Origin of the sequence: Microbacterium sp. NPDC056569, from assembly GCF_042793475.1 — a bacterium.
In the GTDB taxonomy this organism is placed as follows: domain Bacteria; phylum Actinomycetota; class Actinomycetes; order Actinomycetales; family Microbacteriaceae; genus Microbacterium.
Genome location: NZ_JBHTUV010000008.1, coordinates 22001 through 46932 on the forward strand (window position 1 = coordinate 22001; position 24932 = coordinate 46932).

Genomic DNA, 24932 nt, shown 5'->3' on the forward strand with positions numbered 1-24932 from the left:
TCCAGCATGCAATGTGACCGGCGTTACCGACTCGATACGAGCAGGATGCCTCATCAGGGACGAGCCGAGGGTGCAGCATGACGCTCTCAGGCGACGGCCCGGAACGAGACCAGGCCGACGGTGTTGCCCTCGGAGTCCCTCACGAACGCCTGCCACTCGTCGTGCCCGGCGGGGCCGAGCGTGCTGTCCTCGTGGGTGAAGATCCGATGCGGCGGCCCGATCACCTCCGCGCGATCGCCGATGCGCTCGATCGCGGCGGCGAGGTCGTCGACGTACAGGTAGTGGACGGCGGTGGGCGCATTGCGGTCGAGCAGGAGCCGCACGCCGCCGAGGTCGAAGAACAGCAGCCCCGGCGGGTCGAACACGGCCGTCGGCTCGCTGCCGAGAAGGGCGGAGTAGAAGGCGGCCGCACGCTCGAGGTCGTCGGCGTGCTGGGCGACCTGCACGAGTCTCATGGCGTCATTGTCGCCCGGGAAAGGGCGTCGTGCCAGGCCGTCGCCCTTCCCGCGATGCCGCCCTGAGGAGTATCAATGAGGGAGGCGATCCTGGAGGTTGGCGATGCTGCTGTTCGTGCTTTATCTGATCCTGCTCATCGGCGGAATGGTGATCCTGGGCCTGTCGTTCGCGTCACCGATCCTGCCCGCGCTCGTGTTCATCGCGGGCCTGCTGTGCATCGTGGCCGCGGTCGCCATCCCCATCACCGCGGGCGCCTTCGAACAGCGCAGGTAGGCGGCGCCGCGAGCGCCGACGGCCGCACTCGCGGTGCGCCCCGCGGCGCGAACCGCTAGGCTCGGGAACTTCATCTGTCCCGGCCGTGGAGGTTTGCCGTGTCTGTTGTGGAGGAGCCGATCTGGCTCACGCAGGACGCTCTGCGTCAGCTGCAGGAAGAGCTCGAGCTGCTCGCGCGCGAGGGCTCCGAGGACGAGCAGTCCCAGGTCCGAGTGCTCGAGCTGCGCGGCATCATCCGCCGTGCGCAGGTCGGCGAGCGCCCCGACGACGGGATCGTCGAACCCGGCATGCGGGTCACCGTGGAGTTCGAGGCCGACGGGTCGCGGGAGACGTTCCTACTCGGCTCGCGCACCCTTCTCGGCGCCGACGGCGACACCGCCGTCTACTCCCCCGACTCGCCGCTCGGCCAGGCGATCGCGGGGCTGCTCCCGGGCGACCGCTTCTCGTATCCGGCGCCCACCGGTGCGACGATCGGCGGCGCGGTGATCGACGCCGTCCCGCACAGCTGAGCGCCGCGCCGCGGATGCCGCGCACGCCGGAGCGCGCTCCGCTGAACGAACAGCCTCGGGGCTCGACCCGTGCGCAGTTCGTCCGCGACCAGATCGTGAGCGAAACGGATGCTGCGGCCTTCGGCGCGCACGGATTGCACGTGCTCGTCGGCGACGATGTCGCGCAGCACCGCTGGACCGCCGACGTGCGGGAGGACATCCACTCCGCCGCGAAGGGCGTCTGCGTCCTCGCCGCCGGGATCGCCGCCGACGAAGGCCGCTTGTCGTTCGACGAACCTGTGGCGACATACCTCCCGGGCGTCGAGCTCGGCGAAGGCGTCGAGGCCGTCACGGTGCGCCGGCTTCTGACGATGACCAGCGGCATCGACCTGGCCTGGTCCGCGACGATGATGACCGACTGGCCCGACCTCTCGGACGAGTTCCTCCGGCGCCCTTCGCGCGGACCGGTGTTCCAGTACTCGAACGCCAGCACCTACACCGCGATGCGCGTGCTCGCCGAGCGGGTGGGCGACGTGGCCGACTACCTCGCCCCGCGGCTGTTCGCACCGCTCGGCATCGACGACGTCGAGTGGGAGCGCTGCCCGAACGGGCGGATCGTCGCCGGCGGCGGCCTGGCGCTGCGCACCGAGGAGCTGGCGCGCATCGGCCGCCTCATCCGCGACCGCGGCGAGTGGGACGGCCGGCGCCTCGTGTCGGCGGAGTGGATCGATGCGATGCACTCCGACTGGGTGACGGCCGGCGAGAACGACGGCTACGCCCGCTACGCGCTCGCCGGGTGGGACGGCCCGGGTGCCGCGTGGCGGCTGCACGGCGCATACGGTCAGCTGCTCATCTTCGCGGGCGACGCGGTGGCGACCCTCACCGCCGACGACCACTTCGGCGCGGACGCCATGGCGGCCCGCGTCGCGGTCATCCTCGCCGACGCGCAGCAGCAGTAGCCGTCCGACGATTTGCGGGTTGCGCGTGGCCGCGGGATCCGAGACGCTCGGGACATGCAGTTCGCCGGAGTGCTTCCCGAGGATGCCCCCGACCCGCGCATTCAGGCCCGGCGGCGTCTGATCGACCTCCCCTTCCCGCTGATGGATCTGACTCCGCAACCCTCGATCGAGGACATCGGCGCCCCAGGCTTCGCAGAGGGCACGGACGCGAAGGGACGATTTCAGCTATCGGTGAGCCTGTCCTACACGCTCTGGCGGAACCCCGACGATCGCAGCGACCCCGTCAACCTCCGGGAACTCGACCCGCAGGAGCGGGCGGCGATCGACGACGTCCCGCCATGGCCCCGCCCGTCCTGGCTGATCGAGTACGTCGAGACGATGCGCTATCCCCGCCTGTGGGAAGCGGTGCGCACGAGCTGGAACCGGGATGCGTCCGAGTACACGACGCTCAGCCGGCAGCTCATCGACCACGCGAACTATATCCTGATGAACGAGTTCCGCGAGGAACTCGGGCTGCCGCCGGGACCGACCGATGACGGCCCCTGGCAGGTCGGCCCGTCGTCGGTCAACGCCGCGGCGACGCTCGAGATCGACGGGCACGCCGTTCCCGCCGCCGAGATCGACACGGATCCGTTCGTCTACGCCATCGGGGCGCAACTCGACCACGACGTGGTGACCACGGTCGTCGTCCCGCGCGAGCACGTGCCGCTCCTGCGCATCGCGCTTCGGACGCGGGATCCGGGATCGGCCTGACCCGACGCCCTCTGGCCCCCGATCGGTCTGGGCACGCTCGGCCGGCAGCTCCCACCCCGGTTCCCCGTTACCGGGCCAGCCGCTGAGCCCCGCGGCGCCGACGTCAGGCCGGACTCACGTGCCGCAGAACGTCCGGTGCCGCGGGCTGCCGAGCGGGGCCGGTTGCGCGAATCGCCGGTACGCGCTCCCCGGCCGCTCCGTGTAGGGATCGCGCACCAGCCGCAGCAGCCGCTCGAAGGGCTCGAGGTCGCCCGCGGTCGCCGAGAGGAGAGCCTCCTCCACGAGGTGGTTGCGGGCGATGTAGACAGGGTTCACCGCACGGATCAGGGCGGCATCGGGCGCCAGCGCGGACCACCCCGCCAGCCACAGGTCGAGATCCGGCACGTGTCCGAGGAATCGGTCGCGCAACGGCCGTTCGTCACCGTCGGCGGCAGCGGCGAGATCTCGCCAGAAGCCGGTGAAGTCGACGTCGTGGTCGGCGAGAAGGTGCAGGGCGGCATCTGCCAGTTCAGCGGCGTCCGCGTGGTCGACCCGCTCGTCGAAGCCGAGTTTGGCGCGGAACGCGGCCACCCGATGCGCCCGGTGACGCGCGTCGAAGGTGGCGACGATCTCCGCGGCGACCAGCCCGCCCGTCGACGCGTCGTCGGCCAGGAGCGGAGAGAGCGCGTCTCCGAGCCGCTCGAGGTTCCAGCGCATGATGGACGGCTGTCTGTCGTAGGCGTAGCGGCCGCTCTCGTCGATGGAGCTGAAGTAAGCCCCCGGCTCATACGCATCGAGGAATGCGCACGGACCGTAGTCGATGGTCTCGGCGGACACCAGCGCGTTGTCGGTGCTGAGCACGCCGTGGACGAAGCCGGTGCGCATCCAGTCGGCGGTGAGCGCCGCCACCGCTTCCACGATCTCGTCGAGAAGAGCCCGATACGGGTGGTGGGCAGCACCGGCGCGCGGGTAGTGGCGTGCGATGACGTGATCGGCGAGGCGACGCAGCAACGGGTGGTCGCCCTGTGCGCGGGCGTACTCGAACGTGCCGAATCGCACATGGCTCGCTGCCGTGCGGGCGAGCACCGCCCCCGGCAGCACCCGGCCGTCGTGGTGGCGAGGCGCACCCGTGGCCACGACGGCGAGCGCGCGGGTGGTGGGGACGCGCAGTGCGTGCATCGCCTCGCCCATCAGGTACTCGCGCAGCATCGGTCCGACGACGGCGTAGCCGTCGACGCGCGACATCGACGTCGGGCCGATGCCCTTCAGGTGCACGTCACGCAGGCGCCCGGTCCGGTCACGGGCCTCACCGAGGAGCGCAGCACGACCGTCGCCGAGGATCGGCTTGAACAGACCCCACTGATGGCCCGCGTACACCTGGGCGATGGGTCGGGATCCTCGCCCCGGCGATCCTCCCGTCAGGAACCGCACGCCCTCGCCGGACTGCAGCCAGGCGGGATCGAGGCCGAGGTCGCGGACGACCTGCTCGTTCAGTGCGAGGAGGTGCGGCTGCGGCGCGCGGACGGGTGTGACGGGCCGTGAGAGCTCCGGGAACATCTCCGCCCACACTCGTTCGAGCACCGGCGCTTCGCGCACCACTGTCACGGCGGCGGTTGCAGCCATCGGGGCCTTTCACAGGAAGACGGTGCGGAGGACCTCGCTCTCCGCCGGTCCCCCCACCATAAGGAAGGTGCGCACGGCGACGATCTCTCGCGTGTCATCCGGTGTCGGAGGAGGTCACGGCTCGTCGCACTCCGTCACACGACGACATCGTCGCGGGAACGGTCGACCACCGCCGTCGCGCCGAGGAGTGCCGCGCGCAGAGAAAGGCAGCCGATGTCGTCGGTGCGTGCGACGATCTCAGAACAAATGTTCGAAGAGGTGATGTCGATGCGGGGCGAGGCGACCGTGCTGCACGCGGACCTCGACGCCTTCTACGCGTCGGTCGAGCAGCGGGACGCACCCGAGTTGCGCGGCCGGCCGGTCATCGTCGGCGGCGGCGTCGTGCTGGCGGCGAGCTACGAGGCGAAGGCCCGTGGGGTGCGCACCGCGATGGGCGGGCGGCAGGCGCGCGAACTGTGTCCCGATGCCGTGGTCGTCCCACCGCGCATGGATGCGTACTCCGCAGCCAGCAAGGAGGTCTTCGCGATCTTCCGCGACACGACGCCGCTCGTCGAGGGGATCTCGATCGACGAGGCGTTCCTCGAGGTCGGAGGCCTGCGGCGCATCGCCGGCACGCCGGAGGAGGTCGCGGTGCGACTGCGGGCCCGCGTACGCGCGGAGGTCGGACTCGCCATCTCGGTCGGGGTCGCGCGAACCAAGTTCCTGGCCAAGGTCGCCAGCGCGGTGAGCAAGCCCGATGGACTGCTGGTGGTCGAGCCCGAACGGGAACAGGAGTTTCTGCTCCCGCTGCCGGTGGAACGGCTGTGGGGCGTCGGCGCCGTGACCTCCGAGAAGCTGCACCGACTCGGCATCCGTACGGTCGGCCAGCTCGCCGAGCTCGAAGCCGCGACGGCCGAGCGGCTGCTCGGCAAGGCGACCGGGGCGCACCTGCACGCGCTCGCGCGATTGCGGGATCCCCGCCCGGTCGACACCACGCGACGCCGCGGCTCCATCGGCTCTCAGCGTGCGCTCGGCAGCCGCCCGAGGTCGCCCGACGAACTCGACCTCTTCCTCACGCAGATCGTCGATCGACTCGGCCGCCGCCTGCGCGATCGCGACCGCGTGTGCCGAACGGTCGTGCTGCGCCTTCGCTATGGAGATTTCACGAAGGCGACCCGCTCCCGCACCCTCCGCTCGGCGACCGATCGCACTGCGGTGCTGCTGACCGTCGCGCGAGGGCTCCTCGCCGCCGCACATCCGGAGATCGCGGAACGCGGCATCACCCTGATCGGCGTCTCGCTGTCGCAGCTGGCCGGCGCCGACAGCGTCCCACCGGAGCTGCCGATCGACTGGGACGACGGACTGCGCCTCGACACGGTGCTCGACGCCGTGCGCGATCGATTCGGTGCGGCATCCGTCGCCCGAGCCGCTCAGCTCGGCCGCGATCCAGGCTGGTCGACGCCGCTTCTCCCGGAGCACGAATGACCGCGGCCCCCTCAGGCGGGCTCTTTCCACGTCAGGCGCGGCTCGCGTTCGAGGTAGCGACCGCAGCGGCCCGCAGCATCCTGAATCGCGTCCTCCTCCTCGGGAGAAAGGGCGCGCAGCTTGTGGACCTCGAACGTCACCGCGCGCGTCGTGAGCGTGCGCTTCATCCCGGCGACCACCTGCCCGTCGACGAGTGCCATGCCGATCGCGGTCTCGCGCCCGCGCGACAGCAGGCCGTCGGCATCGAGCGCCCAGCGAGAGTCCTGATAGCCGCGATACATCTCGTCCAGCACCTGAAGCAGGTGGCCCTTCGGCGAAACGGATGCTGCCGCCCGGCCGGGAGCGTGCCAGTAGGTTCGTCCGTCGTGCTCGAACGACTCGAGTCGGTCTGCTGCGCCGGCGAGACCGCGACGCACGTCGGTGAGGGTGAGCGTCGCCCAGTACGCGAGGTCGCGCTCGGTGGCGGGTCCGTGAGAGGTGAAGTAGCGCAGCGCGAGCTCGACGAGCGCCTCCTCGCGTTCCAGCCGCCGGGGCGCGTCGACCCTGTCGGGAAAGAGCGCGTACGTGTGCTCCCCGTCACGCGGGACACCGCTGCAGATCAGGGCATGCAGCTCGAGATGACCCGCCAGGAGCATGAGCTGCATCCCCGTCAGCCGGTGGCCGCGCTCCGCGAGCGCGTCGGCGAGCTCCGCGCGGGTGCGGTCCGGCGATTCAGCCAGTGCCTCGAGCACGCCGTCGGCCATGGAACTCAGGCTGTCGCCGAGCGGGACGAGCTGCTGGTCGATCGTCGGGAGCACCCGATCGCGGGTGAGCTCGAGAAGCCACAGCGCGTCCTCGGCATGGACGTAGTGCCACGTCGGACGCAGGACGTGCGTCCTCAGCACCCGGCCGCTCGCCAGCAGACCGGCGAGATCCGCCTGACTCGGGTCGCGGGTGCGGGTGGCGACGGCCCACGCCGACTGCGACGGGTTCTCCGCCTGAACGGCGAGGAGCGAGCGCACGGCGTCCTCTGCGTCGTCGACGGGCGCCGCAAGATGCTGGGAGCGCAGTCGCCAGCGAGCGATGTCACGATCGGTGAGCATGGGGATCAGGGCGTCGACGAGGTGAGTCCGCGTGAGGACTCCGCGTCCTTCTCCACCCAGGTCACCATGAGATACGGACTGTAAACATAGACGACGTTGTCGCCCTTCCACGGAATCTGGATCGTCCCCTTGCCCGCGTTCATCGCGGACAGGATCTGCGAACGCACGGCTTCCCAGACGTCCGGATCCGTGAACCGGAACTTCCGATATGCCGTCTCCGGGCCGACGTACAGCGTCACGTCCGTTGCCATGGACGCACCCTATCCGCAGGAAGCGATCTTCACGCGCAGACCCGGACGGTGCGCCCTTCGAAGCTGACGAGGTCACCGAGCTGAAGCTGCCGTCCACGACGGCGATCCACCTCGCCGTTCACGAGCACGAAGCCATCGATGACGGCCTCTTTCACGTTCCCACCGGAGTCGAGGAGCCCGGCGAACTTCAGGAACTGCCCGAGGCGAATAGCCTCACCGCCGATGGACACGTCCTCGATCGGAGTCGGGTTCGTCATTCCCGAATGCTAGCCGACCTCCAGCCAGGCCTCCGGCCTCCGCCGCACGAGGGTGCTGCTGAGCCCGCGTCGTCACCGGCCGAGGTCGGCCGCGCGGGGGGGCGGCGAGCGGTTCTGGGCTGCGCAGCCGTCCCGCGAGCATCAGCGCCACCGCGGGAACCAGCAGGCACACGGCGATCGCGATCCGGAGCCCCGCCCACTCGGCGATGGCTCCCACCAGCAGCGGCGAGGCGAGGAGGCCGAGTCGCATGACTGTCGCTGCGGCGGCGAGGCCCGTTCCCGGATCGAGGCCGGGCGCGCGTTCGGCGGCGTCCATCGCAAGCGGAATCATGGGAGCGATGCCGAGCCCGAGCAGCCCGAGCGCGACGGCGACGACCCATGTGTGCGGAGCGAACACGGCGGCGACCAGGCCGACGAAGGCGGCCATCGAGCCGACCCGAACGGTGCCGACGGCACCGATCCGGTCGACGAGCGCGTCAGAGGCGAATCTGCCCAGCGTGAGGGCACCCATCAGCGCGGCGAACGGGATCGCCGCTTCGGCGACGCCGGCACCCGTTTCGGCGACCACGTACACCCCGCCCCACGTCGAGCCGAGATCTTCCAGGAAGGCGCCGATGGCGGCGACGGCGCACGCCGCCACGAGGATGGCGCTGATCCGACGGTGTCGATGAGGGTGGGACTGCTGCGCGGGGGGCGAAGGCGGCGCCGCGTGCGTCCGCACGAGCGGCAGCGCGCCGAGGCTGCCGACCATGATGATGACGCCCATGACGGGCAGATGGACGTGGATGGGGATCGCGAGCTGAAGTGCGAGCGCACCGAGCAACGCACCCGCGATGGCCCCCGCACTCCACGCGCCGTGCAGGCCGTTGATGATCGATCGGCCCATCTGCCGCTGAATGGCGAGCCCGTGCGCGTTGTTTCCGACATCGCCCGTGGCATCTCCGAAGCCGATCGCGAACAGCACCACCCCGAGCACGACCGGCGTGCCGGCGAAGCCGGCCACCGCCAGCAAGGCGCCGAGAAGCACGGACGACGTGACAGCGACCGGCACGGCGCCCAGACGATTCACCAGCCGGCCCGCGAAGAGGCTTCCGATGACGGAGCCGACCGGACCGCACGCGACCATCAGGCCGAACGTCAACTCGCCGAGATCGAAGCGGTCCTTCAACTCCGGATAACGGGTGACGATCGTCGCGAACACCAACGCGTTCGCGATGAAGAGCATCGAAACGCCGCGTCGTGCAGCCGAGAGCCGCGCAAGGGCAGCGGGCGCGGTCATCCCTGGATTCTATGGGCGCATCACCTGATCTCGCGAAGCCGGAGGAGGGTCGGGCGATCGGTCCGCCGGCGGGCTGGTCGAGGGCGGGAATCCGCGGAGCGGGTTGACGAGAGCGGGGGCCGACGTGATACTTAGGCATATGCCTAACTATCGCCAGGAGGTGGATGAGGTGCTTCGAGCCCTCGCAGATCCCACTCGCCGGGCGGTCGTGGAACGGCTGGCCGAATCACCAGCAGTCGTGTCCGATCTGCTGGCGCCGTTCTCGATGGCGCTTCCCTCTCTGCTTCAGCATCTGCGAGTGCTCGAGGACGCGAGAGTCGTCACCTCGAGCAAGCAAGGACGCGTCCGCACGGTGAGTCTGCGGCCGGGCGCGCTCGACGTCCTGCACCTGTGGCTCGGCGAGCAACGGACCTCCGCAGAGCGCCAGGCGGATCGCCTCGGTGTCCATCTGGCCCGCATGACCCCGAAGGAGAGTTGACATGACCCGCGTTCGAATCGATCTGTTCTCGTCGCTCGACGGATACACCGCGGCGCCGGACCCATCGGCCGACAATCCGATGGGGGCCGATTGGGGCGCCCTCACTGCTGCGTACGCAGCGACCCGCACGTTTCGAGAGAAGATCTTCGGCGACACGAGCGGCGCGGGTACGACCGGCGTCGATGAGTCCTACGCGTCGGCATTCTTCACCGGCGTGGGCTCCGAGATCATGGGCGCCGCGATGTTCGGGCTCCACGCGTATCCCGACGACCCGGACTGGAAAGGGTGGTGGGGTGACCAGCCGCCGTTCGGCTGCCCGGTCTACGTGCTCACCCACGCGGCACCGCGGCCATCCATCGACATGGACGGCGGCACGACCTTCCATTTCCGCAGCGGGGAGAATGAGGACGTGCTCGCCGAGGCGGTCACTGCCGCCGGCGGTCTCGATGTGCGGATCGGAGGTGGGATCCGCACGGCGGGCGCCTTCCTGCGCGCGGGCTTGGTCGACGAGCTGCATGTCGCCGTCGCACCGATCGTCCTCGCCCAGGGCAATCGGGTGTGGGAGGGCCTACGGGGCCTCGAACGCACCCATGAGATGACGACCGTGGTCGCCGAGAGCGGCACCATCCATGTCACGTTCAGCCGATAGGGGGGCGCCGATGACCATCGAGCGCCGCCTCGCCCACGCCGGATTCACCCTCACCCGCGACTACCCCGTGCCGGTCGCGAGAGTCTGGACGGCGTTCGCGGATGGCGACGAGAAACGCAGCTGGATGGGCGATGGAGCCTCGTTCGAGCGTGGTGAGTGGGTGTTCGATTTCCGCGTCGGCGGGCGCGACGTCGACGAAGCGAGGTTCCACGGCGGACCGCTGTCTCGCTACGAGGCTGTCTACACGGACATCGTCGAGAACGTTCGCATCGTCACGACCTACGACATGTGGCTCGACGGGGTTCACATGTCCACCTCGGTGGCGGCGTTCGAGTTCGAAGAACTCCCCGGCGGCACCCGGCTCACCCACGTCGAGCACGGGGTGTTCTTCGACCAGTTCTGGGCGGACGGGCCTCATCGCGAAGAAGGCAGTCGGGGCCTGCTCGAAGCCCTCGACGATCACCTCCGATAGCGCCTACCAGACGGTGCCCCCGCCGATCGAGATGCCGCCCCATGTGAGCGCGATGAAGATCGCGGCGAAGACGACGGGCGCGATGCCCTTGCCGTTGCGCGCGAGTCCCTTGAGGAGGCCGATCACGGCGAGCACTGCGGCGACGATGGAAAGGCCGCCGCCCAGTATCAGCCCGATGAACAGCGGGATCGGCATGAGCACGAGACCTGCGAGAGCGAACCAGAACGCGGCCCAGGCAGTCGGATTCGAACGACGTTCGACGGAGGAGGACATGACTCCATCATCTCGTGCCCCACGCACCGGGTACGTGATTGAGCACCGCGCAGCCCGAGGAACGCGAGGGCGTCGGGAAGGTCGTCCGGAAGACCTGACATAGCAGCTCGATCAGACGTACCATGTGCCCATGTCCGGTCGCAGGGTTGCGCGTACATTCTCCGTTGTCGCACTGACAGGGCTGCTCGTGATCTCGGCGGGCGCCGCCTACGGTGCGGAATCTCCCCGAGCAGGTGGTGCGGTCGAAGACGTGATCCCGCTGCCGGACGGCTTCCAGCCCGAGGGCATCGCGATCGGCCCGGATGGCACGGCGTACCTCGGCTCGCTCGCCGACGGCGATATCTACGCCGTCGACGTGCGAACGGCTGAGGGCGAGATCATCAGCCAGGGTCCCGGCACTCCGTCGGTCGGGCTGAAGATCGATCAGTTCGGACGCCTGTTCGTTGCGGGCGGCACCTCAGGCACCGCGCGCGTGATCGACTCGGCGACCGGCGGCCTGCTCGCCGACTTCGAGCTCGCACCCACGCCGGCTTTCATCAACGACGTCATCCTCACCCACGACGGCGCGTGGTTCACGAACAGCTTCGCGCCGGCGCTGTACCTCCTCCCGCTCCAGCCGTCGGGAGGGCTTCCCGACGAGCCGGTGGTCCTGCCTCTGACGGGCGAGTGGGTGCAGCAGCCCGGCTTCAACGCGAACGGCATCGCCGAGACGCCCGATCACAAGGCGCTCCTCGTGATCCAATCGTCGACGGCGACCCTTTTCCGGGTGGATCGTGAAACGGGAGAAGCCACGAAGGTCGATCTGGGTGGCGCGTCCCTGCCATCCGGCGACGGCCTGCTCGTCATCGGTCGCACGCTCTACGTCGTCCAGAACCAGTTGAACCAGGTGGCGGTCATTCGCTTGGACGCGAGCGGAACGACCGGCGTGCTCGTGGAGACGCTCACGGATCCGGACTTCCGGGTGCCGACCACGGTCGCCCGCTACGGATCCGGCCTCTTCCTTCCCAACGCTCGGTTCGGCGTGCCTCCGACGCCCGACACGGAGTACGAGGTGGTGCGCATCGACCGCTGAGCCCGGCGCTGGCTCAAGGGAACGCAGCATCCGTGCTGGTCTCAACACCCGCGAACGGGACTCTTTGGCCGCACGGCGGGCGGGCGTGATGGGCGCGGTCAGTCAGCGTGCTCGGGAGGCCATACGACTCGAAAGCGTTCGAAGACGATCTCTTCGTCTTCAGACCATTGACGTCCCTGCGCCGCGGATACGCGTGTCCAGTATCGGCGGTGCTCACGCTGCCAACTGGCGAGGCTGAGATCGTCCTCGCCTTCATCCGCGGCGAAAGCGGCGTCCGCGCTCGCGAAATCACCTAGGCGCAGTTCAACGCTTCGGATGATGATGGTCGGCGCACCGCGCCCGTCGCATGCGATCCAGTGAGACCCGATGCGAGGAACCTCGTCTCCGCGGGCGACGAAGTCTGCGGCGAGTTCCGAAGTAGCCCGCTTCCTCCCGCTGATGACGTGTGCGAGAAGTTCGTCGGCGAGCCGCTCGGAATCTCCGAAGTGCTCGATGGTGTATTCAGGACACGCAGCGACCGCGTGCGGGCAGGCGGCGGCGTACTCGCGCCACATCCGCCGACCTGCTTCGACATCGACCGGGGCCACAGGTGATGAAGTCATAGTTCATCGTGCCAAACGCTCCGCGCACCGCCCGAACCACGGGCGGTTCTGAGCCGTAGCTACCCTGCGGTGGATGCCGGCCGGGCCGGCAATGCTCAGGGGGTCGGTCGTGCGGTGATCGGCTGTGAAGCGTGGACCTGCACCTGCGCACCGTCGTGAACGAATTGGAGGGAGGTTCCCTCAGGGAACTGGTCGCGCAACTCCTGAGGCAGCAGCGAGTGGATCTGCAACGAGACCGTCGCTGGGAACGGCCCTGCGCCGCAGCCTGCCCCGGCGAAACCCGCACCGTTCGGACTGGTGAGTACGGCAAGGCACGGCAGCGAGGCGCCGTCGGCGGCGCTCTGGTCGTAGGTGATCACGGTCAGCCCGTGGAACTCGTTGTAGCGCTGACCATCGTCCGGGCGCACACCGAACATCTCGTTCGGCCACTCGGCGTCGGGATCGGCTTGCAGCACCGCGACCTGGTCAGACGCGGCTGGCTGCAGGGCCAGCATCACTCCTATGCCGAGCACGATACCCACCACCACGCCCGCAGCAGTCCAGACCACGGGTATCCGCCGCCACCACGCCGGCGACTCCACAGCCATCGCGGGCGCTACGTCACTACCCGACTCCGCCGATGTGTGCCCGGCATCTGCAGAGACCGACTCTCCGGTCGCCGCAGACTCCGCGCGTGGTTCAGCGGCCTGCGCATGGATCGACGTGTCGCCATCCTGGCCATCCTGGCCCGTCGCGCGCGCTTCGAGTTCGCGCAGCCGAGCCAGTGCGGCCGGGTCTTCATGTATGTCGGCGTGCGGTCCGTACGCACGGGTGCGAAGAGCACGAAGCTCCTCGAGGCGAGGACCGTCTGACGTCGACATCAGAGACATCCTGCCGCACACCACACCGCGTGGGCGACGTCGGGGCGGGATCGGGCACCATTGCGTGCATGGACAACGCGATGCCATCCCCGGGCGAGGCGGTTCTCGAGACCGAGCGGCTTCAGTTGCGCCGATGGCTGGTGTCCGATGCCGCGGTGCAGCGCCGACTATGGGCGGAGCGAGATGCTCGTGTCCCTCCTCACCGCCGGATCTCCGTCGACGGTCATCCGACCGTGCAGGACCTTGAGGACCGGATTCGTCAGGAGAACCCGCAAGCGTCATTGGGACTGCTCGCGGCGGTGCGGAAGCAGGACGGTGCGGTCACCGGCTACTGCGGTCTCATCGCGAACTCGTACGGGGAGGGCGGTGAACCCGAGCTGGCGTATGAGCTTCTGCGTAACGAGTGGGGCCAAGGTCTTGCGACCGAGGCTGCGGGCGCGGTCGTGGATTGGGCGCGATCGCTGGGCTATCGCCGGTTGTGGGCGACCGTCCGAGACTGGAACAGTGCCTCGCAGCGCGTCCTCGCCAAGCTCGGTTTCGTGCAGACCTCGCGAGTGGAGCCGGACCCCGAGCACGGAGACTCCCTCTTCTTCATGAAGGATCTGGAGCCTGCTCGCTGACCCGAGCAGCGCCGTCCACCGTAGACGGCGCGCCCACCCGCCCGCGCCTCGGCCCGCCTGCGCGCAGGTCGGCCGCGACGGATGCCGGCCGGTCAGCGGAGAGGCAACTGGCCGGTGGCATGTCGTCGACCTGGCACTTCAGTTCGTTGGCGGGAGCTGGGCGAGGATCGCTCCGTGGGGGCGAGGATCGCTCCGTGGGGGCGAGGCTTCGGGTCGCGGCCCGTCCGGGTGGGTCTCGACGACCTCGTAGCCGGCGGCCCTCAACTCGTCCGCCGGAGCGGCCGGCGGCCAGCGGTACGCGGTGATCACGGCATGATCGAACGGCTCCACGGCCTCGCCGAGGAAGAAGCCCACAAGGAGGGTGCCGCCTGGCCGGAGCACTCGAGAGAACTCCTCGAGCGTGGTGCGGATGGTGCTCGGCTCATGGTGGATGAGAGCACTGTCGCCTACTGCCCTGAGTCGGCTGCTGTGGGGATGCCGATTTCGTTGAGCCAGTCGGAGAGCAGCGCCGCGACCAGACCGGGGCGTTCGTGGGGAAGGGCGTGTCCGGCGTCACCGGCGGTGACGACCGTGGCCCGCGGATATTGATCACCGAGGCGCTGTTGCCGTTCCCAGCCGACCCAGTGATCGTGTCGCCCCGCGATCACCAGCACCGGAGCGCTGACAGGTACCGTGTCGGGATCCGCGGCGTGCGGGCCGGCAGTGATCGCAGTCTGCAGCGTCTGTTCGTCGACCTCTCCGGCGACGGGGATCACGGCGCGACGGAATCGCTCGAGGGTCTCCGCCGTTCGAACGACGAAGTACCCCTCGTACTCGGCGCGCTGATCCGGATCGAGTGCGGCGGACACGCCATCGTCTCGAACCACCGTCGGCGTAGGGATGTGCTGCTCCCCGGGAAGGGCCGGGCAGATCAGTGCGAGACCGGCGACACGGTCGGGATGTCGGGCCGCGATCGCCCGGGCGAAGTGTGCACCGAAGGAGTGCCCCAGCAGGAGAAACCTGCCGTCCGGTGCCTCCTTGTCGAGCAGGCGGTCGACGAGGTCCAGCACGTCATCAGGTCTCCGGACTGCGGATGAAGGGCGGGAGTCGCCGTGGCCGGGCAGGTCGATGTAGACCCGACGAACCGGCCGTGAATCGATCATCGGCTCAAGGAAGTCGCGCACCTCGCTTCGCGCGGAGTACGCCCCGTGGAGCGCGAGGAGCGGGATGCCGCTGCCTACGGCGTCGTAAGCCAGCGAAGCCGCATCGCTCAGCCGAACCCTCATCGTCATGTCCCCATGTTGGTTCAGGCGAACCCCTTGACACAGCATCTGGGCAGATTCGAGGACGGGGTCATCGTGCACACACCTGGTGTTGGCCGTCCTATCGTGGTGTGATGCGCGGGATCCAGGTCGACGAACGAGACTCATCGTGGGAGTCGCACGAGCCGCGCTACCGGATCTACGTCTTCGACGGCGCCGGCTCGGCGGTGACCACGGTCGATCTTGTCGACGCCTCGCTCAAGGACGTCGAATGGTCCGCGACGACGCTCGCCGGCGATGACCGATTGTGGTCGGTCGCACTGGTCGTCGACGACTCCGTCCACGGACGCGGCCTGATCTGGCTGGTCGGAGGCGACTACAACTCGCCGCCGAAGTCGCCGCGCGAGTGGCGAATGCGCGCGGAGATGCAAGACCGGCTCCTCTCGCACCGAAGCCGGAAGAATCTCCCACTCACCCTCCCGGACGGGCGGCGGGTGATCCGGCTCTTCCCGGATTGGGGGCGCGAGTGGCCGCTGTGGGAATCCTTCAGCGAGCAGTACACGCTCGACGCCGAAGACCTGCCGCTGAGCCGTGAGCTGGCCGCCGACCTCCACGAGTGGAACGCCGTCTGGCAGGCGCGGGACGAGACCGAGCCTGTGCCGGATGCGTGGATCGAACACGGGCGACAGCTCCACGCGCGCATGCAGACGGAGCTCGACGCGGTCGCCGAGGTGCGTCCAGACTTCGAGTTGTCTTGACGGCATCACCGTTCGAGGCGTGCTGAACACGGTCGCTCAGCGCGCTCCGCTCTGCCAACATTCCTATCGTTCTCCGCCAACTCTTCGCACACGGGATCGCGATCGTCGTCGACCAGCCTTCCGATCGGCAAGGCTCGTGAGAGCGCCTGATTACGAAGGACCCTCGATGATCACTGTTCATCTTCGCTATGAGATCGATCCCGACAAGCTCGACGACTTCACCGAATACGGCCGCGCCTGGATCCACCTCGTCAACAAGCTCGGCGGAACCCACCACGGCTACTTCATGCCCAGCGAGGGCGACAGCGACGAAGCGTTCGCGCTGTTCACCTTTCCGTCGCTGGCCGAGTATGAGGCCTACCGGAACACCTCGAAGACGGACCCAGGGTGTCAGAAGGCATTCGAGCTCGCACGACGGACTCGGTGCATCCGCCGCTACGAGCGTGGCTTCCTCTCGCCGGTGTTCGCGTAGCGGTCCTCCAGCGGGCGTGGTTGAAGTGCGGTAAGGGTGTGTCCCGAGTCGCTCTCGGGCATACAGTCGGGAGCGTGGCAAGGAGGCAGTATGCCGCCGAGCGGGGCGCCCTTCTCGCATCGGAAGAGGTCGCGCTGCGGTTCTTGGCGCGGCGCGACCTTGCCGACGAGGACCCGACGTCGCGGTCTATGCGTGCGTTGCGGGAGCAGGTGCGGGGGTCGTCGCGCGTCGCTGCACTGCTGGCGGGTCGTAAGCGGACGGGCGCGGCGACGTACCGCAAATGGCAGGGTGCTCACTGGGTCACGATCCACCTCGCCATGCTCGGCTGCGCGGGCGGCGATCCGGGCGTCGACGAGCTCGTCGATGAAGTGCTCGAGCATTGGACGGCGCCGCAGCACCTCACGGAGCGGGAAGTGACGCAAGTGCGGTCAGGAGAACTGTTCGTTCCCGTAGTGCACGGGAAGGCGCGCCGCTGTGCCTCGCAGCAGGGCGGAGCCCTGTGGGCAGCGATCACGCTGGGCTACGGCGCGGATCCACGAGTCGGACTCCTTGCTGAGCGACTGGCACGTTGGCAGTGGCCGGACGGTGGCTGGAACTGCGACCGTCGACCGGAAGCACGCATGTCATCCGTCAACGAATCCTTCCTCCCGATGCGCGGCCTCGCGGCACACCCCGGCTACGGCGGCGAGGTCGCACGCGCTGCAGGTTTCTTCCTCGAGCGGCACGTCGCCTATCGTCGATCGGTCGACCAGCCGATCCACCGGTCGACCGTGCAGCTCCACTTCCCCCCGTACTGGCACTACGACGTCCTGGCCGGACTGGATGCGCTGCGCGACGCGGATCACCTTCGAGACCCCCGCTGCACCCGGGCCCTGGAACTGTTGGAGCGCCTCCGCCTCCCCGACGGGGGGTGGCCGGCGACAGCACGGTGGTACCGCGTTCGTGATGACGGATCCAACGTGGACTCGATCGACTGGGGCCCGACCGGAAGCACGCTGCCCAACCCGTGGGTGACACTCATCGCCCTTCGCGTCCTCCGCGCCGCCGGCCGACATTGACTCGAAGCGCCCAAGACCGTCCGAGACGTCCGATCGAGGGTCGCTCATTCTCGAATCGGGCGGGCCCCACGCCGCTGGCGACTCGAGACGCATACCTCTTCGCGGCAGGGCAAGTCCCGACCATTACGGTGGGCGTATGCGGTGTCGCCCAGCCTTGGCAATCGGATCCTTGTTCCTCGTTTTCTCTCTGACCAGTTGTGCCACGCCCGTGGCTGGCGCGGGGATCACCACACCTGGCGCGATGAGCGGGCCCGCCGAGACACCGGGGCCCACCGCCCCTTCAGACAGCGAGGTCGCCGCGGCACGGAAGCAAGCCCAGGCCTGGCTCGACGCCGCCACCCTCCCGGCGGGAGCAGTTCGCTCAGACGTGGCCATCCGCGGCTTCAGCTCGTACACGGGGTGGCCGTGCGGCCCCGTCGAGGAGCTCGAAGCGTTCTGGACCATTCCCGGGGCGAGTGTCAGTGACACGGCCAACTGGCTGAGGGAACATCCGACCGCGAACCTTGTCACGACAGCCTTCGCTACCGTGACAGAGGACCCGGCGATCGACTCGGCGATCGTCGGCTACATTCCTGCACCGGACTCGCAGGAAGGAATTGTCTACACGATCGAGCGGAAGGGCGATGGCGTCGCCGTGAGAGCCGAGATCGCGGCTCAGACCGAGTCCGCTGTCTGCCCGCCTCTCCCTGACGGCGCGACGTACGGAGCACCAGGACAGGGCTAGGCGGAACGCTGTTTCGCGCATGCCGGCGCTTTTGCATCTCTCGCCCGAGCAGAAACAGCATGGACGCGACGAAGAGCGCGAGGAACACGTTGCCACCGGCGGCGCGCTACCGCGTGGTTCGGGGGGCGGGAGGGCGCGGTGAGTCGTACGCCCACGCCCACGCCCACGCCCACGCCCACGCCCACGCCCACGCCCACGAAGGCTGTTGCCTCCATCGGGACTCCCTGCGCAAGCAACGGGGCGGCTCCCGACTCGTAGACGGCGTAGGCGAGATCGGTGCCCGGCATCGGTCAGTCGTCGAGCCTAGCGATCCGGATCGGAGACCAGACAGCGCGCATCATCCTCTTCAGTCGGGCGCTTGTCGGTCGGCTACGCGTTCACCTTGACCAGTCGAGCCGGGTTGTTGCAACACAGGCTCTTGGCAGTGGGGCGGAGTGAGGTCACGGGCGGGTGCCATCCGAGTGCGGGTCGCGCGCGGGTTCCGTGTCTGGCGGGCTGGTGGGCCAGACGGCGCGGAGGATCTGGATGGTGGAATCGAGGTCGACGCCGACGCGGATGCTGGTGTCGACGAGTTTGTGGACGGCGTCGAGAACGGGGCGGCGTGTGGTGGTCGCTGTCGTGCTGACGCGGGTTCCGCCGCCCGTGCGGGTGACGAGCAGGCCTTCAGCTTCCAGGACACGGTAGGCCTTCGCGACGGTTCCAGGCGCGACTCCGAGGTCTCTCGCGAGCTGTCGGACGGATGGGAGTCGGTCGTCGCCGGCAAGTCGGCCGGAGGCGATGAGCCCTCGGATCTGGTCGCGGATCTGGTCCGTGGGTGGGGCAGATCCCGATAAGCGGATGATCATGATCCGGCGACGACCCGTTCCCGTTGGCGGACACCGACGGCGGTGAGTGCGACTGTAGCCCACAGCGCAACACCGAGTGCTGCGGCGACGTACGAGGCGACGGTCAAGACGGGCATCATGGCGGCGACCGGTGTCGACAGCGTGATTCGTCCGAGCTCCGAGGGCATCGATGCGGCGAGCGAGGCTGTACCTGCGAGGGACTGCAGGATCAGCCCGAGGTGAAGCAGAAGTGCACCCGTCGTGACGGTGATGACGTTGCGCGACCGACGCGCGCGGATCTGAGAATCCAGGTCGCGGTCCTGAGACAGCGGTGGGCGTGCGATGAGCGCCAGGGTTCCGGCCGCGGTCGCTGCCATCAGCGCGGTCGCGACCAGCGCGGGAACCGAGTAGTACCAACCGTAGATCGCCGTCGCCATCGTGTTCTCGGGAGTGATCTCGACGATGTACATGTCGTACCGCCTCGTGGCCGGGTCTGGCTGTGAAGCCGATCCCGCAATAAGGGTGATCAGCAAGATCAGGGCGAACACGGCGACGGGTGCGATGAGCCATCGTGCTGATGTGAAGCGGAACAGGCCCCGCGGGGCCAACTCCGCCACACCCTCACCGCGACGGGCACGAACGGGGAAAGCGAGCAGCACCAGCCCCAGAATCCCCACGACCAGCGGCAGGATGTAGCGGTTGTCGAAATACCAGGTCACGAACTGCATGGTCGGATACACAGGCACCAGGAGCGACACATTCGCGGCGAACCGGATCAGCACATCCGCCAGAACGCCGAGCAGCCCGGCGAGCAGCGTGAACACCCCGACTGCCGCGCCCAGGGAACGCACCCGCGGTATCTGATGAGCCACCATGCGACTGCGAGCACGACACCCACGAGCGGTGCGCCGAACAAGAGCAGTAACCACGGCATCATCGCATCCCTTCACTTGTATCAACCCGACGATACACGGATGTAGCATCGGATTGCTACATTCAGGCGCACGCGTGACGCGAATAAATCAGGTCACTCCTGCCGATGCCACGCGGATGGTGAGATCGGTGGCCGTGAGGAGCGACTGACGGACTCCTGTCCTTTATTCACCTGGCCACGCGCGCACGACCTTCCTTGTCCGCACTCCCCGACGTCGGGAAGCCGACCTCCCACATCGAATGTGGCCAGGAGAGACCGGAAAGCAGGCGCCGACTACAAGCTCAGGGCGCTGGGCAAGCGCGTTTCGAAGTCGAGGATATTGACCCACTCGGGCACGACGCGGATTCGACACATCGGCTGCCCTCGGAGTTGCTCGACCCACGCTCGCCCTTGTTCCTCACCGAAGTACCGTTCCGCCGCGGCGGCGTACTCGGGTGCGACATCATCGAGCAGGTCCATCTCCGCCCGCCCTCGGATCGACAACACTCGGTACGGGAACGCATCGGTGTCGATGGTGAGCGCGACATCGGGGCGGCTCCCCAACACCTTCACCTTCGGCGCCCCTGGCGGAGTGCCCACAACGACGTTCCGACCGTCCCAGTGGAACCACATGGGCACCACGCGAGGTGTTCCATCGGACCAGTTGTAGGCGAGCCTCGCCGGAACCGGTGACGCGAGGAGTTGCTGCGCGACCGGATCTTCCAGCAAGGACACATCGTGAGTAGATGTACTCATCCCAGCTCCTTCGCTGATGCCAACGCCTCGACGTTATCCGCCCCGGCCGACGATCGAAATGGCTCGCCCCATTTCCCCACCGTCCGAGGCCGCCCCGATGCGGGTCGGTCACCGTCCCGCGTCCGGAGACCGGACACGTCCGTGACGCTCGTAGACGCTGGCATCCCCTCTGGCAGGTATGTCACGCGTCGCCGACTGTCGTCGTAACCATCGCCTCAGCGGATGGTCCACCCACCGTCAACGGCCAGCGTCTGGCCGGTGATCAGGGACGCCGCGGGAGAGCAGAGAAACACGACAACCCCGGCCACCTCTGTGGGCTTGCCGATCCGGTGCAACGCCGCTATCCGGTCGACGACGTCGGCGCGGAACGCGGGGTCAGAGAGCGCCTCGGCTGTGCCGTCGGTCTCGATGAACGTGGGAGCGACCGCATTGACGCGTATTCCCCGATCGCCCCACTCGACCGCATGGCAGCGAGTCATATGCAGCATCGCGGCCTTCGCGATGCAGTAAGACGACTCGCCGGGGAGCGCCACGATTCCTGCTTGCGACGCGACATTCACGATCGCGCCCCCGGATGGCATCGAGCGCGCGACATGCTGCGAGAGGAACAGTGCCGAACGGACGTTCAGCGACCACACCGCATCGAAATCCGTCTCCGTGACGTCGATCGCCGGAGCATTTTTCCCTCCGCCAGCGTTGTTCACGAGGATGTCGAACGCGCCATCCTCCGATGCCGCATCGACGGCCGCCCTGGCCTCATCGAGCTGCGTGACATCGAGAGCGATCGAGGAAGCGGAACCACCCTCAGCCCGAATCGCCCGGAGTGGTCGTTCCGCGCTTTGGGGATCGCGGACGCCCAGGACCACGTGGGCGCCGGCGGCTGCGAGCGCGTGTGCGATCGCCAGGCCGAGACCGCGGTTGCCTCCAGTGACCAGAGCTCGCCGGCCGGTCAGATCGAAGTACTCCATGTCGCTCCTCAGTCACTCCCTCCGGAGGGGCGCCAAGTCACGCCCTTCCCTCCGCTCACTCTCGCGCCCGAGACTAGTGGGCCGCGTTACTCCATCCCCATGAAGGTGCCGCGAACTCCCGGTCGCGCTGACGCAGAGCGGTGACCTGCGTCAGCGCGACCGAAATACTGGAATGCGCTGTCCTGCCCGATTGCTGCCCATACGCTCGGCCGATGCATGGGCGTGGTGTCAGGTCACCCGCTCGTTGCGCCTTCCTCGATGCACTTCCGGACGTCCATGCCACTCTTCTCGACCTGGGCCAAGATCGTGTCAGCGTCCTTGCCCGGCTCGATGCCGATGTCCGCCAGGCACTCGCGGTACCTGTCGAATTCCGGCATGTCGTACGACCTGGAGATCTGCCACTGGAAGTCGACCGGTGCGAAGTCGACGTAGCACCGGTCGTACACCGGTGCCGCGTCGGCGAGATAGGAGAACTGGTGGACACCGCCGACATCGTGCTTGGCGGCAAGCGAGGCACCGCCTTCGTTCATGCACGCCTCGAACTTCGCGAAGGCGTCCTCGTACACCTGCTGCGTGACGACGGTGACACGTTCAGGCAGGGGTCCTGCTTGAGGGTTGGTGGGTGCTCCAGCGGACGCAGCCAGCCCGCCGACTGCCACCAAACCGGCCGCGGCGACGAGCGCGCCTGCGATGATCGTTCGCTTCTTCATCTCCCGCTCCCTCCGAGTTCACCGAGCCGACTTTGACGCCGCTGTGGGGGTAGGTCTTGTGGTTCGCGATCCACGTTGCGCTCTGAGTCAGGCCGACCTGCGGCCCCTGAATCACCATCACAGCCGCGTAGCAGTAAGGGCTACCGGGGTACGCCTGGTACGAGAGCATGGTGCCGGCGTTGCCGCGGCCCCGGTCTGCGTAGGTGTTGAAACACCCGACGACGGGGGTTGCTACCGGAATTTATCAGCACGGACCTGGGCTTCGTCAACGCGCCCACTCCATATCTCGCGCTGGAGGGAGGTGGCATTGTGCGCCGGGCGGTGCCCAGACTGGGGCGACGAGCACGAATTGTCCGGTCGGGTGAGGAATGAGCCCGCACGATTCTCGGTCGCTGAACGGCGGACCCGCGAGACCCGCATGGCCGTCGGCTGAGCGTCGCGCCCCCTACGACGAGATCAGCTCCCGCCGCACCACCGCGGTGCTCCATCGTCCCAGCAAGGCGCCCGCGACGGTGTCCGAGATGTGGTGTTGGCCGCGGAACACCCGCGAGAACGCGATCGCTCCGGGTATCCCGTACCGCAGGAGGGGCCTGAGAAGCCGGGCGCCGCGGGCGCCGCGGTGATCGGGATAGTCGAATCGGGCGCCGTCGATACGCTGCTTGCGCGCGGCGAGCAGTAGGACGGTCGGCGCGAGGGCAGTGAGCGCTTGAGGCGCGTGGCGTGCCAGCCGGAGTGCGTTCGGTTGTGGGTTCGCCTGCGGGCGGTGCTCGGCTTGTCGCGCGGCGGCTCAGGGCCGCGCGAGAAGCGAGGGCATGAGTTGCAGACCGATCGCGCTCGCGACGTATCGGTGACGTCGATTGCTGGTGAGCTGAGCCACCCAGTCAAAGACACCGAGGTCGACGATCTCGCGGAGCTCACCCGCTCGATCGTGAACCCCGTATCCCACGCGCAGCCCGCGGTAATAGGCCGATGCGAGGAATTCCTCTCGGATCTCGACGTCAGGAAACGCGCGTTCGAGCGCGGTTCGAACGCGGGGGCCGATCGCCGGCAGGGTATCGTCGAACCTCACGACGGCGACCGGCCGCTCCCACGCAAGTCCGTGAGCGTGGGCTGCCGATTCGAGCAGGCGCCGGTACACGCGGAGCTGCGCGACGACGGCGTCGACTTCGAATCCGTCCTCCGGCAGACCGGCTCCCGCCTCAGTGAGCACCAACAGTCGGAAGTGCTTCGTGTGTCCGGCGCCGTCGCCGGTGGGCTGCATGCGAAGCAGCTGATGCACCGTGCAGAGCCGGACATGCGCGGTCGGATTCCGACGAAGCCGTGTGGCGCACTCGAGCGCCAGGACATTCGTCGCGTCTGACACCACCTCGCTTCCACGGATCGTCGAAAGGATGCGGTCCTGCGAGCCCGGTGCCAGCACCGAAGAGACGCCCAACGGTGCGACCGGCGACAGCAGCACGGCCTCGTATCCGCCTGCAGCCTCGAGCGCCAGCACGTCGTACGCCACGCTCGTACGAAGGTCGATGGGACTGGGGCGCACGGTCGGATCCGTCGCCCACTGCGTGAGGAGGTCCGATGGGCGGCGCTTGCCGGCCTCGGCACGAGCCGCGGCAAGGAGCCCACCACGGCGACTGCTCGGCGAAGTACGGCCGCGATGCTCCATCGCTTCATCATTCATTCGATCGGGGCCCGCCACAACGGGCACTCAAGCCGGTCTCTCGCCGCGCGGCAATTCCCCCGCAAGGAGGAGGCGGACAGCGGGGTGCGCTGGTTAGCCATCGTGGGGAGGTGCAGTTCATGCAGAGCGAGTGGGCGGCCAAGCTGTTCGGAGATCGAGAGGAGCCGCGGAGGCGGCTCCAGTCCACGTCGGCGGTGAGATCCCCGCAAGTGGGCAGCCGCCGATGGCGGCGATCGCGTGGGCGCGGGGTCGTCTCGGCTCTGCTCGGCAGATCGGCGAGAGTGATGTCGTGCTTGTCGTTCGCAAGCTCCGCCGAGCTGAACCGCGGCTGACGCTGAAGGCCGCGACTTTCCTAGCCGAGCACGTGGGGACACGGGCTTAGCGAGTCGCTGTGGCAGTGAACCCATGCACGCCTGATGCGCGATGCGCCGTCGGTGCAGCGTGCACGTGCCACTCCTCAGCGGAGCCCGACGGCACGCGTTCCTCGATGACCGACATGTCCTCGCGGTTGACCAGCAGCCAGCCGTCGCTGACCCCGCCCCTCGAGTAGTGTTCGGCAGTGCTCCGGTCGACATGCTGAGGCATGGGAACCAACGTCTGAGCCTGATCCCAGCGGATGTCGGCTTGGGGGCCGGAGTTCCTCTCTTCACCGGGGGCCATGCTCGTCGTCGCGCGTGACGATGACGGCATCGTGGGCTTCGGTCTCGGGCGGCCGCTGGCTGCGGACCCTCAGTGGCAACAGCTCCTGGTGCGTGCGGCGACGTCTGTCGTCCTCGGCCTGTTCGCGGTGGCCTCGGCCGCCCGCGCGTTCTACGCTGAGCTCGGATTTCACGCGGTCGGGAGCATCGTCATCAGCGGCGACCGACGTCTGGATCTGCTCGCGCGATAATCGGTCCTTCATCGGGCGACCGCGCTGTTCCCGCCGCAAGTCTGTGATGGA

At 68.3% G+C, this 24932-nt stretch carries 33 protein-coding genes; 15 read left to right on the plus strand and 18 right to left on the minus strand.

Annotated elements, in window-relative coordinates:
* Positions 1–86 precede the first annotated feature (86 nt).
* Positions 87–455, minus strand: coding sequence for a VOC family protein (locus ACFQ7C_RS10690; protein WP_378900302.1), 369 nt, complete (start codon positions 453–455; stop codon positions 87–89).
* A 103-nt stretch (positions 456–558) separates the two neighbouring features.
* On the opposite strand from ACFQ7C_RS10690, the gene ACFQ7C_RS10695 reads away from it, so the two are divergent.
* The 4 genes from ACFQ7C_RS10695 to ACFQ7C_RS10710 all read left to right on the plus strand — a co-directional run bounded on the left by ACFQ7C_RS10695 (position 559) and on the right by ACFQ7C_RS10710 (position 2929).
* Positions 559–729, plus strand: coding sequence for a hypothetical protein (locus tag ACFQ7C_RS10695; RefSeq protein ID WP_378900305.1), 171 nt, complete (start codon positions 559–561; stop codon positions 727–729).
* Positions 730–827: 98 nt separating this feature from the next.
* Complete coding sequence (locus ACFQ7C_RS10700; RefSeq protein ID WP_378900308.1) at positions 828–1238, plus strand: GreA/GreB family elongation factor; 411 nt, start codon at positions 828–830, stop codon at positions 1236–1238.
* Between the two features lie 14 nt (positions 1239–1252).
* Positions 1253–2176 (plus strand): serine hydrolase domain-containing protein, encoded by a 924-nt coding sequence (locus tag ACFQ7C_RS10705; RefSeq protein WP_378900311.1) that lies wholly within the window; start codon positions 1253–1255, stop codon positions 2174–2176.
* 54 nt (positions 2177–2230) lie between these two features.
* Positions 2231–2929 carry a hypothetical protein gene (locus ACFQ7C_RS10710; protein ID WP_378900314.1) on the plus strand — a complete coding sequence of 233 codons (699 nt, stop codon included), beginning with the start codon at positions 2231–2233 and terminating at the stop codon, positions 2927–2929.
* Between the two features lie 114 nt (positions 2930–3043).
* Here ACFQ7C_RS10710 and ACFQ7C_RS10715 read toward each other — a convergent pair whose 3' ends face one another.
* Positions 3044–4531, minus strand: a complete 1488-nt coding sequence (locus tag ACFQ7C_RS10715) for a YdiU family protein (protein ID WP_378900317.1) — start codon at positions 4529–4531, stop codon at positions 3044–3046.
* Positions 4532–4798: 267 nt separating this feature from the next.
* On the opposite strand from ACFQ7C_RS10715, the gene dinB reads away from it, so the two are divergent.
* Positions 4799–5995 (plus strand): DNA polymerase IV, encoded by a 1197-nt coding sequence (gene dinB, locus ACFQ7C_RS10720; protein WP_378900805.1) that lies wholly within the window; start codon positions 4799–4801, stop codon positions 5993–5995.
* Between the two features lie 11 nt (positions 5996–6006).
* Here the strand turns inward: dinB and ACFQ7C_RS10725 are convergent, their stop codons facing one another.
* Genes ACFQ7C_RS10725 through ACFQ7C_RS10740 form a run of 4 tightly spaced genes read right to left on the minus strand, consistent with a single transcriptional unit; the run spans position 6007 to position 8864 of the window.
* Entirely contained in the window at positions 6007–7077 is a 1071-nt protein-coding gene (locus ACFQ7C_RS10725; RefSeq protein WP_378900320.1) for a winged helix DNA-binding domain-containing protein, read from the minus strand.
* A 5-nt stretch (positions 7078–7082) separates the two neighbouring features.
* The gene (locus ACFQ7C_RS10730) at positions 7083–7328 is read right to left on the minus strand and encodes a hypothetical protein (protein ID WP_378900323.1); all 246 of its coding nucleotides are present in this window, start codon (positions 7326–7328) and stop codon (positions 7083–7085) included.
* Positions 7329–7357: 29 nt separating this feature from the next.
* Complete coding sequence (locus ACFQ7C_RS10735; RefSeq protein ID WP_378900326.1) at positions 7358–7585, minus strand: RNA-binding S4 domain-containing protein; 228 nt, start codon at positions 7583–7585, stop codon at positions 7358–7360.
* Positions 7542–8864: an MFS transporter gene (locus tag ACFQ7C_RS10740; protein WP_378900328.1), complete on the minus strand. Its 1323-nt coding sequence runs from the start codon at positions 8862–8864 to the stop codon at positions 7542–7544. The genes ACFQ7C_RS10735 and ACFQ7C_RS10740 overlap by 44 nt, the downstream gene beginning before the upstream one ends.
* 139 nt (positions 8865–9003) lie before the next feature.
* Between ACFQ7C_RS10740 and ACFQ7C_RS10745 the strand changes: the two genes are divergently transcribed.
* From ACFQ7C_RS10745 to ACFQ7C_RS10755, 3 genes are read left to right on the plus strand one after another with little or no spacing between them, the layout of a single operon-like run.
* Entirely contained in the window at positions 9004–9342 is a 339-nt protein-coding gene (locus ACFQ7C_RS10745; protein WP_378900330.1) for an ArsR/SmtB family transcription factor, read from the plus strand.
* 1 nt (position 9343) lies between these two features.
* A complete protein-coding gene (locus ACFQ7C_RS10750; protein WP_378900333.1) occupies positions 9344–9991 on the plus strand; it encodes a dihydrofolate reductase family protein in 648 nt (215 codons plus the stop codon).
* A 10-nt stretch (positions 9992–10001) separates the two neighbouring features.
* Positions 10002–10463: an SRPBCC domain-containing protein gene (locus tag ACFQ7C_RS10755; protein ID WP_378900336.1), complete on the plus strand. Its 462-nt coding sequence runs from the start codon at positions 10002–10004 to the stop codon at positions 10461–10463.
* 3 nt (positions 10464–10466) lie between these two features.
* On the opposite strand, the gene ACFQ7C_RS10760 is transcribed toward ACFQ7C_RS10755, so the two are convergent.
* Entirely contained in the window at positions 10467–10736 is a 270-nt protein-coding gene (locus tag ACFQ7C_RS10760; RefSeq protein WP_378900339.1) for a hypothetical protein, read from the minus strand.
* 130 nt (positions 10737–10866) lie between these two features.
* Here ACFQ7C_RS10760 and ACFQ7C_RS10765 point away from each other — a divergent pair, with 130 nt between their 5' ends.
* Positions 10867–11808: an SMP-30/gluconolactonase/LRE family protein gene (locus tag ACFQ7C_RS10765; RefSeq protein ID WP_378900342.1), complete on the plus strand. Its 942-nt coding sequence runs from the start codon at positions 10867–10869 to the stop codon at positions 11806–11808.
* Between the two features lie 98 nt (positions 11809–11906).
* Here ACFQ7C_RS10765 and ACFQ7C_RS10770 read toward each other — a convergent pair whose 3' ends face one another.
* Together ACFQ7C_RS10770 and ACFQ7C_RS10775 are read right to left on the minus strand one after the other, a co-directional pair.
* Positions 11907–12410, minus strand: a complete 504-nt coding sequence (locus ACFQ7C_RS10770; RefSeq protein WP_378900345.1) for an ASCH domain-containing protein — start codon at positions 12408–12410, stop codon at positions 11907–11909.
* A gap of 95 nt (positions 12411–12505) precedes the next feature.
* The gene (locus ACFQ7C_RS10775; RefSeq protein WP_378900348.1) at positions 12506–13270 is read right to left on the minus strand and encodes a hypothetical protein; all 765 of its coding nucleotides are present in this window, start codon (positions 13268–13270) and stop codon (positions 12506–12508) included.
* A gap of 68 nt (positions 13271–13338) precedes the next feature.
* Between ACFQ7C_RS10775 and ACFQ7C_RS10780 the strand changes: the two genes are divergently transcribed.
* Positions 13339–13890, plus strand: coding sequence for a GNAT family N-acetyltransferase (locus ACFQ7C_RS10780; RefSeq protein ID WP_378900351.1), 552 nt, complete (start codon positions 13339–13341; stop codon positions 13888–13890).
* 138 nt (positions 13891–14028) lie between these two features.
* Here the strand turns inward: ACFQ7C_RS10780 and ACFQ7C_RS10785 are convergent, their stop codons facing one another.
* On the minus strand, positions 14029–14271 hold the full coding sequence (locus ACFQ7C_RS10785) for a hypothetical protein (RefSeq protein WP_378900354.1): 243 nt from the start codon (positions 14269–14271) through the stop codon (positions 14029–14031).
* 65 nt (positions 14272–14336) lie between these two features.
* Positions 14337–15233, minus strand: coding sequence for an alpha/beta fold hydrolase (locus ACFQ7C_RS10790; RefSeq protein ID WP_378900357.1), 897 nt, complete (start codon positions 15231–15233; stop codon positions 14337–14339).
* A 32-nt stretch (positions 15234–15265) separates the two neighbouring features.
* On the opposite strand from ACFQ7C_RS10790, the gene ACFQ7C_RS10795 reads away from it, so the two are divergent.
* From ACFQ7C_RS10795 to ACFQ7C_RS10810, 4 genes are all read left to right on the plus strand, one after another.
* The gene (locus ACFQ7C_RS10795) at positions 15266–15889 is read left to right on the plus strand and encodes a hypothetical protein (protein WP_378900360.1); all 624 of its coding nucleotides are present in this window, start codon (positions 15266–15268) and stop codon (positions 15887–15889) included.
* 166 nt (positions 15890–16055) lie between these two features.
* The gene (locus ACFQ7C_RS10800) at positions 16056–16361 is read left to right on the plus strand and encodes an NIPSNAP family protein (protein ID WP_378900363.1); all 306 of its coding nucleotides are present in this window, start codon (positions 16056–16058) and stop codon (positions 16359–16361) included.
* Between the two features lie 74 nt (positions 16362–16435).
* Positions 16436–17419, plus strand: a complete 984-nt coding sequence (locus ACFQ7C_RS10805) for a hypothetical protein (RefSeq protein ID WP_378900366.1) — start codon at positions 16436–16438, stop codon at positions 17417–17419.
* Between the two features lie 526 nt (positions 17420–17945).
* Complete coding sequence (locus ACFQ7C_RS10810) at positions 17946–18143, plus strand: hypothetical protein (RefSeq protein ID WP_378900369.1); 198 nt, start codon at positions 17946–17948, stop codon at positions 18141–18143.
* Between the two features lie 440 nt (positions 18144–18583).
* On the opposite strand, the gene ACFQ7C_RS10815 is transcribed toward ACFQ7C_RS10810, so the two are convergent.
* The 7 genes from ACFQ7C_RS10815 to ACFQ7C_RS10845 all read right to left on the minus strand — a co-directional run bounded on the left by ACFQ7C_RS10815 (position 18584) and on the right by ACFQ7C_RS10845 (position 23809).
* Positions 18584–18988: a GntR family transcriptional regulator gene (locus tag ACFQ7C_RS10815; protein ID WP_378900372.1), complete on the minus strand. Its 405-nt coding sequence runs from the start codon at positions 18986–18988 to the stop codon at positions 18584–18586.
* On the minus strand, positions 18985–19917 hold the full coding sequence (locus ACFQ7C_RS10820; RefSeq protein WP_378900374.1) for a hypothetical protein: 933 nt from the start codon (positions 19915–19917) through the stop codon (positions 18985–18987). The genes ACFQ7C_RS10815 and ACFQ7C_RS10820 overlap by 4 nt, the downstream gene beginning before the upstream one ends.
* 257 nt (positions 19918–20174) lie before the next feature.
* The gene (locus ACFQ7C_RS10825) at positions 20175–20615 is read right to left on the minus strand and encodes a pyridoxamine 5'-phosphate oxidase family protein (protein ID WP_378900377.1); all 441 of its coding nucleotides are present in this window, start codon (positions 20613–20615) and stop codon (positions 20175–20177) included.
* A gap of 236 nt (positions 20616–20851) precedes the next feature.
* Positions 20852–21604, minus strand: a complete 753-nt coding sequence (locus tag ACFQ7C_RS10830; protein WP_378900380.1) for an SDR family NAD(P)-dependent oxidoreductase — start codon at positions 21602–21604, stop codon at positions 20852–20854.
* Between the two features lie 233 nt (positions 21605–21837).
* Positions 21838–22314 carry a hypothetical protein gene (locus tag ACFQ7C_RS10835; RefSeq protein ID WP_378900383.1) on the minus strand — a complete coding sequence of 159 codons (477 nt, stop codon included), beginning with the start codon at positions 22312–22314 and terminating at the stop codon, positions 21838–21840.
* A 445-nt stretch (positions 22315–22759) separates the two neighbouring features.
* Positions 22760–23041, minus strand: coding sequence for a phosphatase PAP2 family protein (locus ACFQ7C_RS10840; protein WP_378900808.1), 282 nt, complete (start codon positions 23039–23041; stop codon positions 22760–22762).
* A gap of 60 nt (positions 23042–23101) precedes the next feature.
* Positions 23102–23809: a hypothetical protein gene (locus ACFQ7C_RS10845; protein WP_378900386.1), complete on the minus strand. Its 708-nt coding sequence runs from the start codon at positions 23807–23809 to the stop codon at positions 23102–23104.
* Between the two features lie 841 nt (positions 23810–24650).
* Between ACFQ7C_RS10845 and ACFQ7C_RS10850 the strand changes: the two genes are divergently transcribed.
* Complete coding sequence (locus tag ACFQ7C_RS10850) at positions 24651–24881, plus strand: hypothetical protein (RefSeq protein WP_378900389.1); 231 nt, start codon at positions 24651–24653, stop codon at positions 24879–24881.
* The last annotated feature ends 51 nt before the right edge of the window (positions 24882–24932 follow it).

Excerpts from the sequence above, each read along its gene's own strand:
- ACFQ7C_RS10800 (WP_378900363.1), top strand. The coding sequence starts at position 16,056 with ATGATCACTGTTCATCTTCGCTATGAGATCGATCCCGACAAGCTCGAC.
- ACFQ7C_RS10755 (WP_378900336.1), top strand. The coding sequence starts at position 10,002 with ATGACCATCGAGCGCCGCCTCGCCCACGCCGGATTCACCCTCACCCGC.
- ACFQ7C_RS10725 (WP_378900320.1), bottom strand. The coding sequence starts at position 7,077 with ATGCTCACCGATCGTGACATCGCTCGCTGGCGACTGCGCTCCCAGCAT.
- ACFQ7C_RS10710 (WP_378900314.1), top strand. The coding sequence starts at position 2,231 with ATGCAGTTCGCCGGAGTGCTTCCCGAGGATGCCCCCGACCCGCGCATT.
- ACFQ7C_RS10850 (WP_378900389.1), top strand. The coding sequence starts at position 24,651 with ATGCTCGTCGTCGCGCGTGACGATGACGGCATCGTGGGCTTCGGTCTC.
- ACFQ7C_RS10690 (WP_378900302.1), bottom strand. The coding sequence starts at position 455 with ATGAGACTCGTGCAGGTCGCCCAGCACGCCGACGACCTCGAGCGTGCG.
- ACFQ7C_RS10740 (WP_378900328.1), bottom strand. The coding sequence starts at position 8,864 with ATGACCGCGCCCGCTGCCCTTGCGCGGCTCTCGGCTGCACGACGCGGC.
- ACFQ7C_RS10835 (WP_378900383.1), bottom strand. The coding sequence starts at position 22,314 with ATGAAGAAGCGAACGATCATCGCAGGCGCGCTCGTCGCCGCGGCCGGT.
- ACFQ7C_RS10795 (WP_378900360.1), top strand. The coding sequence starts at position 15,266 with ATGCGCGGGATCCAGGTCGACGAACGAGACTCATCGTGGGAGTCGCAC.
- ACFQ7C_RS10705 (WP_378900311.1), top strand. The coding sequence starts at position 1,253 with ATGCCGCGCACGCCGGAGCGCGCTCCGCTGAACGAACAGCCTCGGGGC.
- ACFQ7C_RS10745 (WP_378900330.1), top strand. The coding sequence starts at position 9,004 with ATGCCTAACTATCGCCAGGAGGTGGATGAGGTGCTTCGAGCCCTCGCA.
- ACFQ7C_RS10770 (WP_378900345.1), bottom strand. The coding sequence starts at position 12,410 with ATGACTTCATCACCTGTGGCCCCGGTCGATGTCGAAGCAGGTCGGCGG.
- ACFQ7C_RS10775 (WP_378900348.1), bottom strand. The coding sequence starts at position 13,270 with ATGTCGACGTCAGACGGTCCTCGCCTCGAGGAGCTTCGTGCTCTTCGC.
- ACFQ7C_RS10715 (WP_378900317.1), bottom strand. The coding sequence starts at position 4,531 with ATGGCTGCAACCGCCGCCGTGACAGTGGTGCGCGAAGCGCCGGTGCTC.
- ACFQ7C_RS10765 (WP_378900342.1), top strand. The coding sequence starts at position 10,867 with ATGTCCGGTCGCAGGGTTGCGCGTACATTCTCCGTTGTCGCACTGACA.
- ACFQ7C_RS10750 (WP_378900333.1), top strand. The coding sequence starts at position 9,344 with ATGACCCGCGTTCGAATCGATCTGTTCTCGTCGCTCGACGGATACACC.
- ACFQ7C_RS10815 (WP_378900372.1), bottom strand. The coding sequence starts at position 18,988 with ATGATCATCCGCTTATCGGGATCTGCCCCACCCACGGACCAGATCCGC.
- dinB (WP_378900805.1), top strand. The coding sequence starts at position 4,799 with ATGCGGGGCGAGGCGACCGTGCTGCACGCGGACCTCGACGCCTTCTAC.
- ACFQ7C_RS10780 (WP_378900351.1), top strand. The coding sequence starts at position 13,339 with ATGGACAACGCGATGCCATCCCCGGGCGAGGCGGTTCTCGAGACCGAG.
- ACFQ7C_RS10735 (WP_378900326.1), bottom strand. The coding sequence starts at position 7,585 with ATGACGAACCCGACTCCGATCGAGGACGTGTCCATCGGCGGTGAGGCT.
- ACFQ7C_RS10730 (WP_378900323.1), bottom strand. The coding sequence starts at position 7,328 with ATGGCAACGGACGTGACGCTGTACGTCGGCCCGGAGACGGCATATCGG.
- ACFQ7C_RS10830 (WP_378900380.1), bottom strand. The coding sequence starts at position 21,604 with ATGGAGTACTTCGATCTGACCGGCCGGCGAGCTCTGGTCACTGGAGGC.
- ACFQ7C_RS10695 (WP_378900305.1), top strand. The coding sequence starts at position 559 with ATGCTGCTGTTCGTGCTTTATCTGATCCTGCTCATCGGCGGAATGGTG.
- ACFQ7C_RS10760 (WP_378900339.1), bottom strand. The coding sequence starts at position 10,736 with ATGTCCTCCTCCGTCGAACGTCGTTCGAATCCGACTGCCTGGGCCGCG.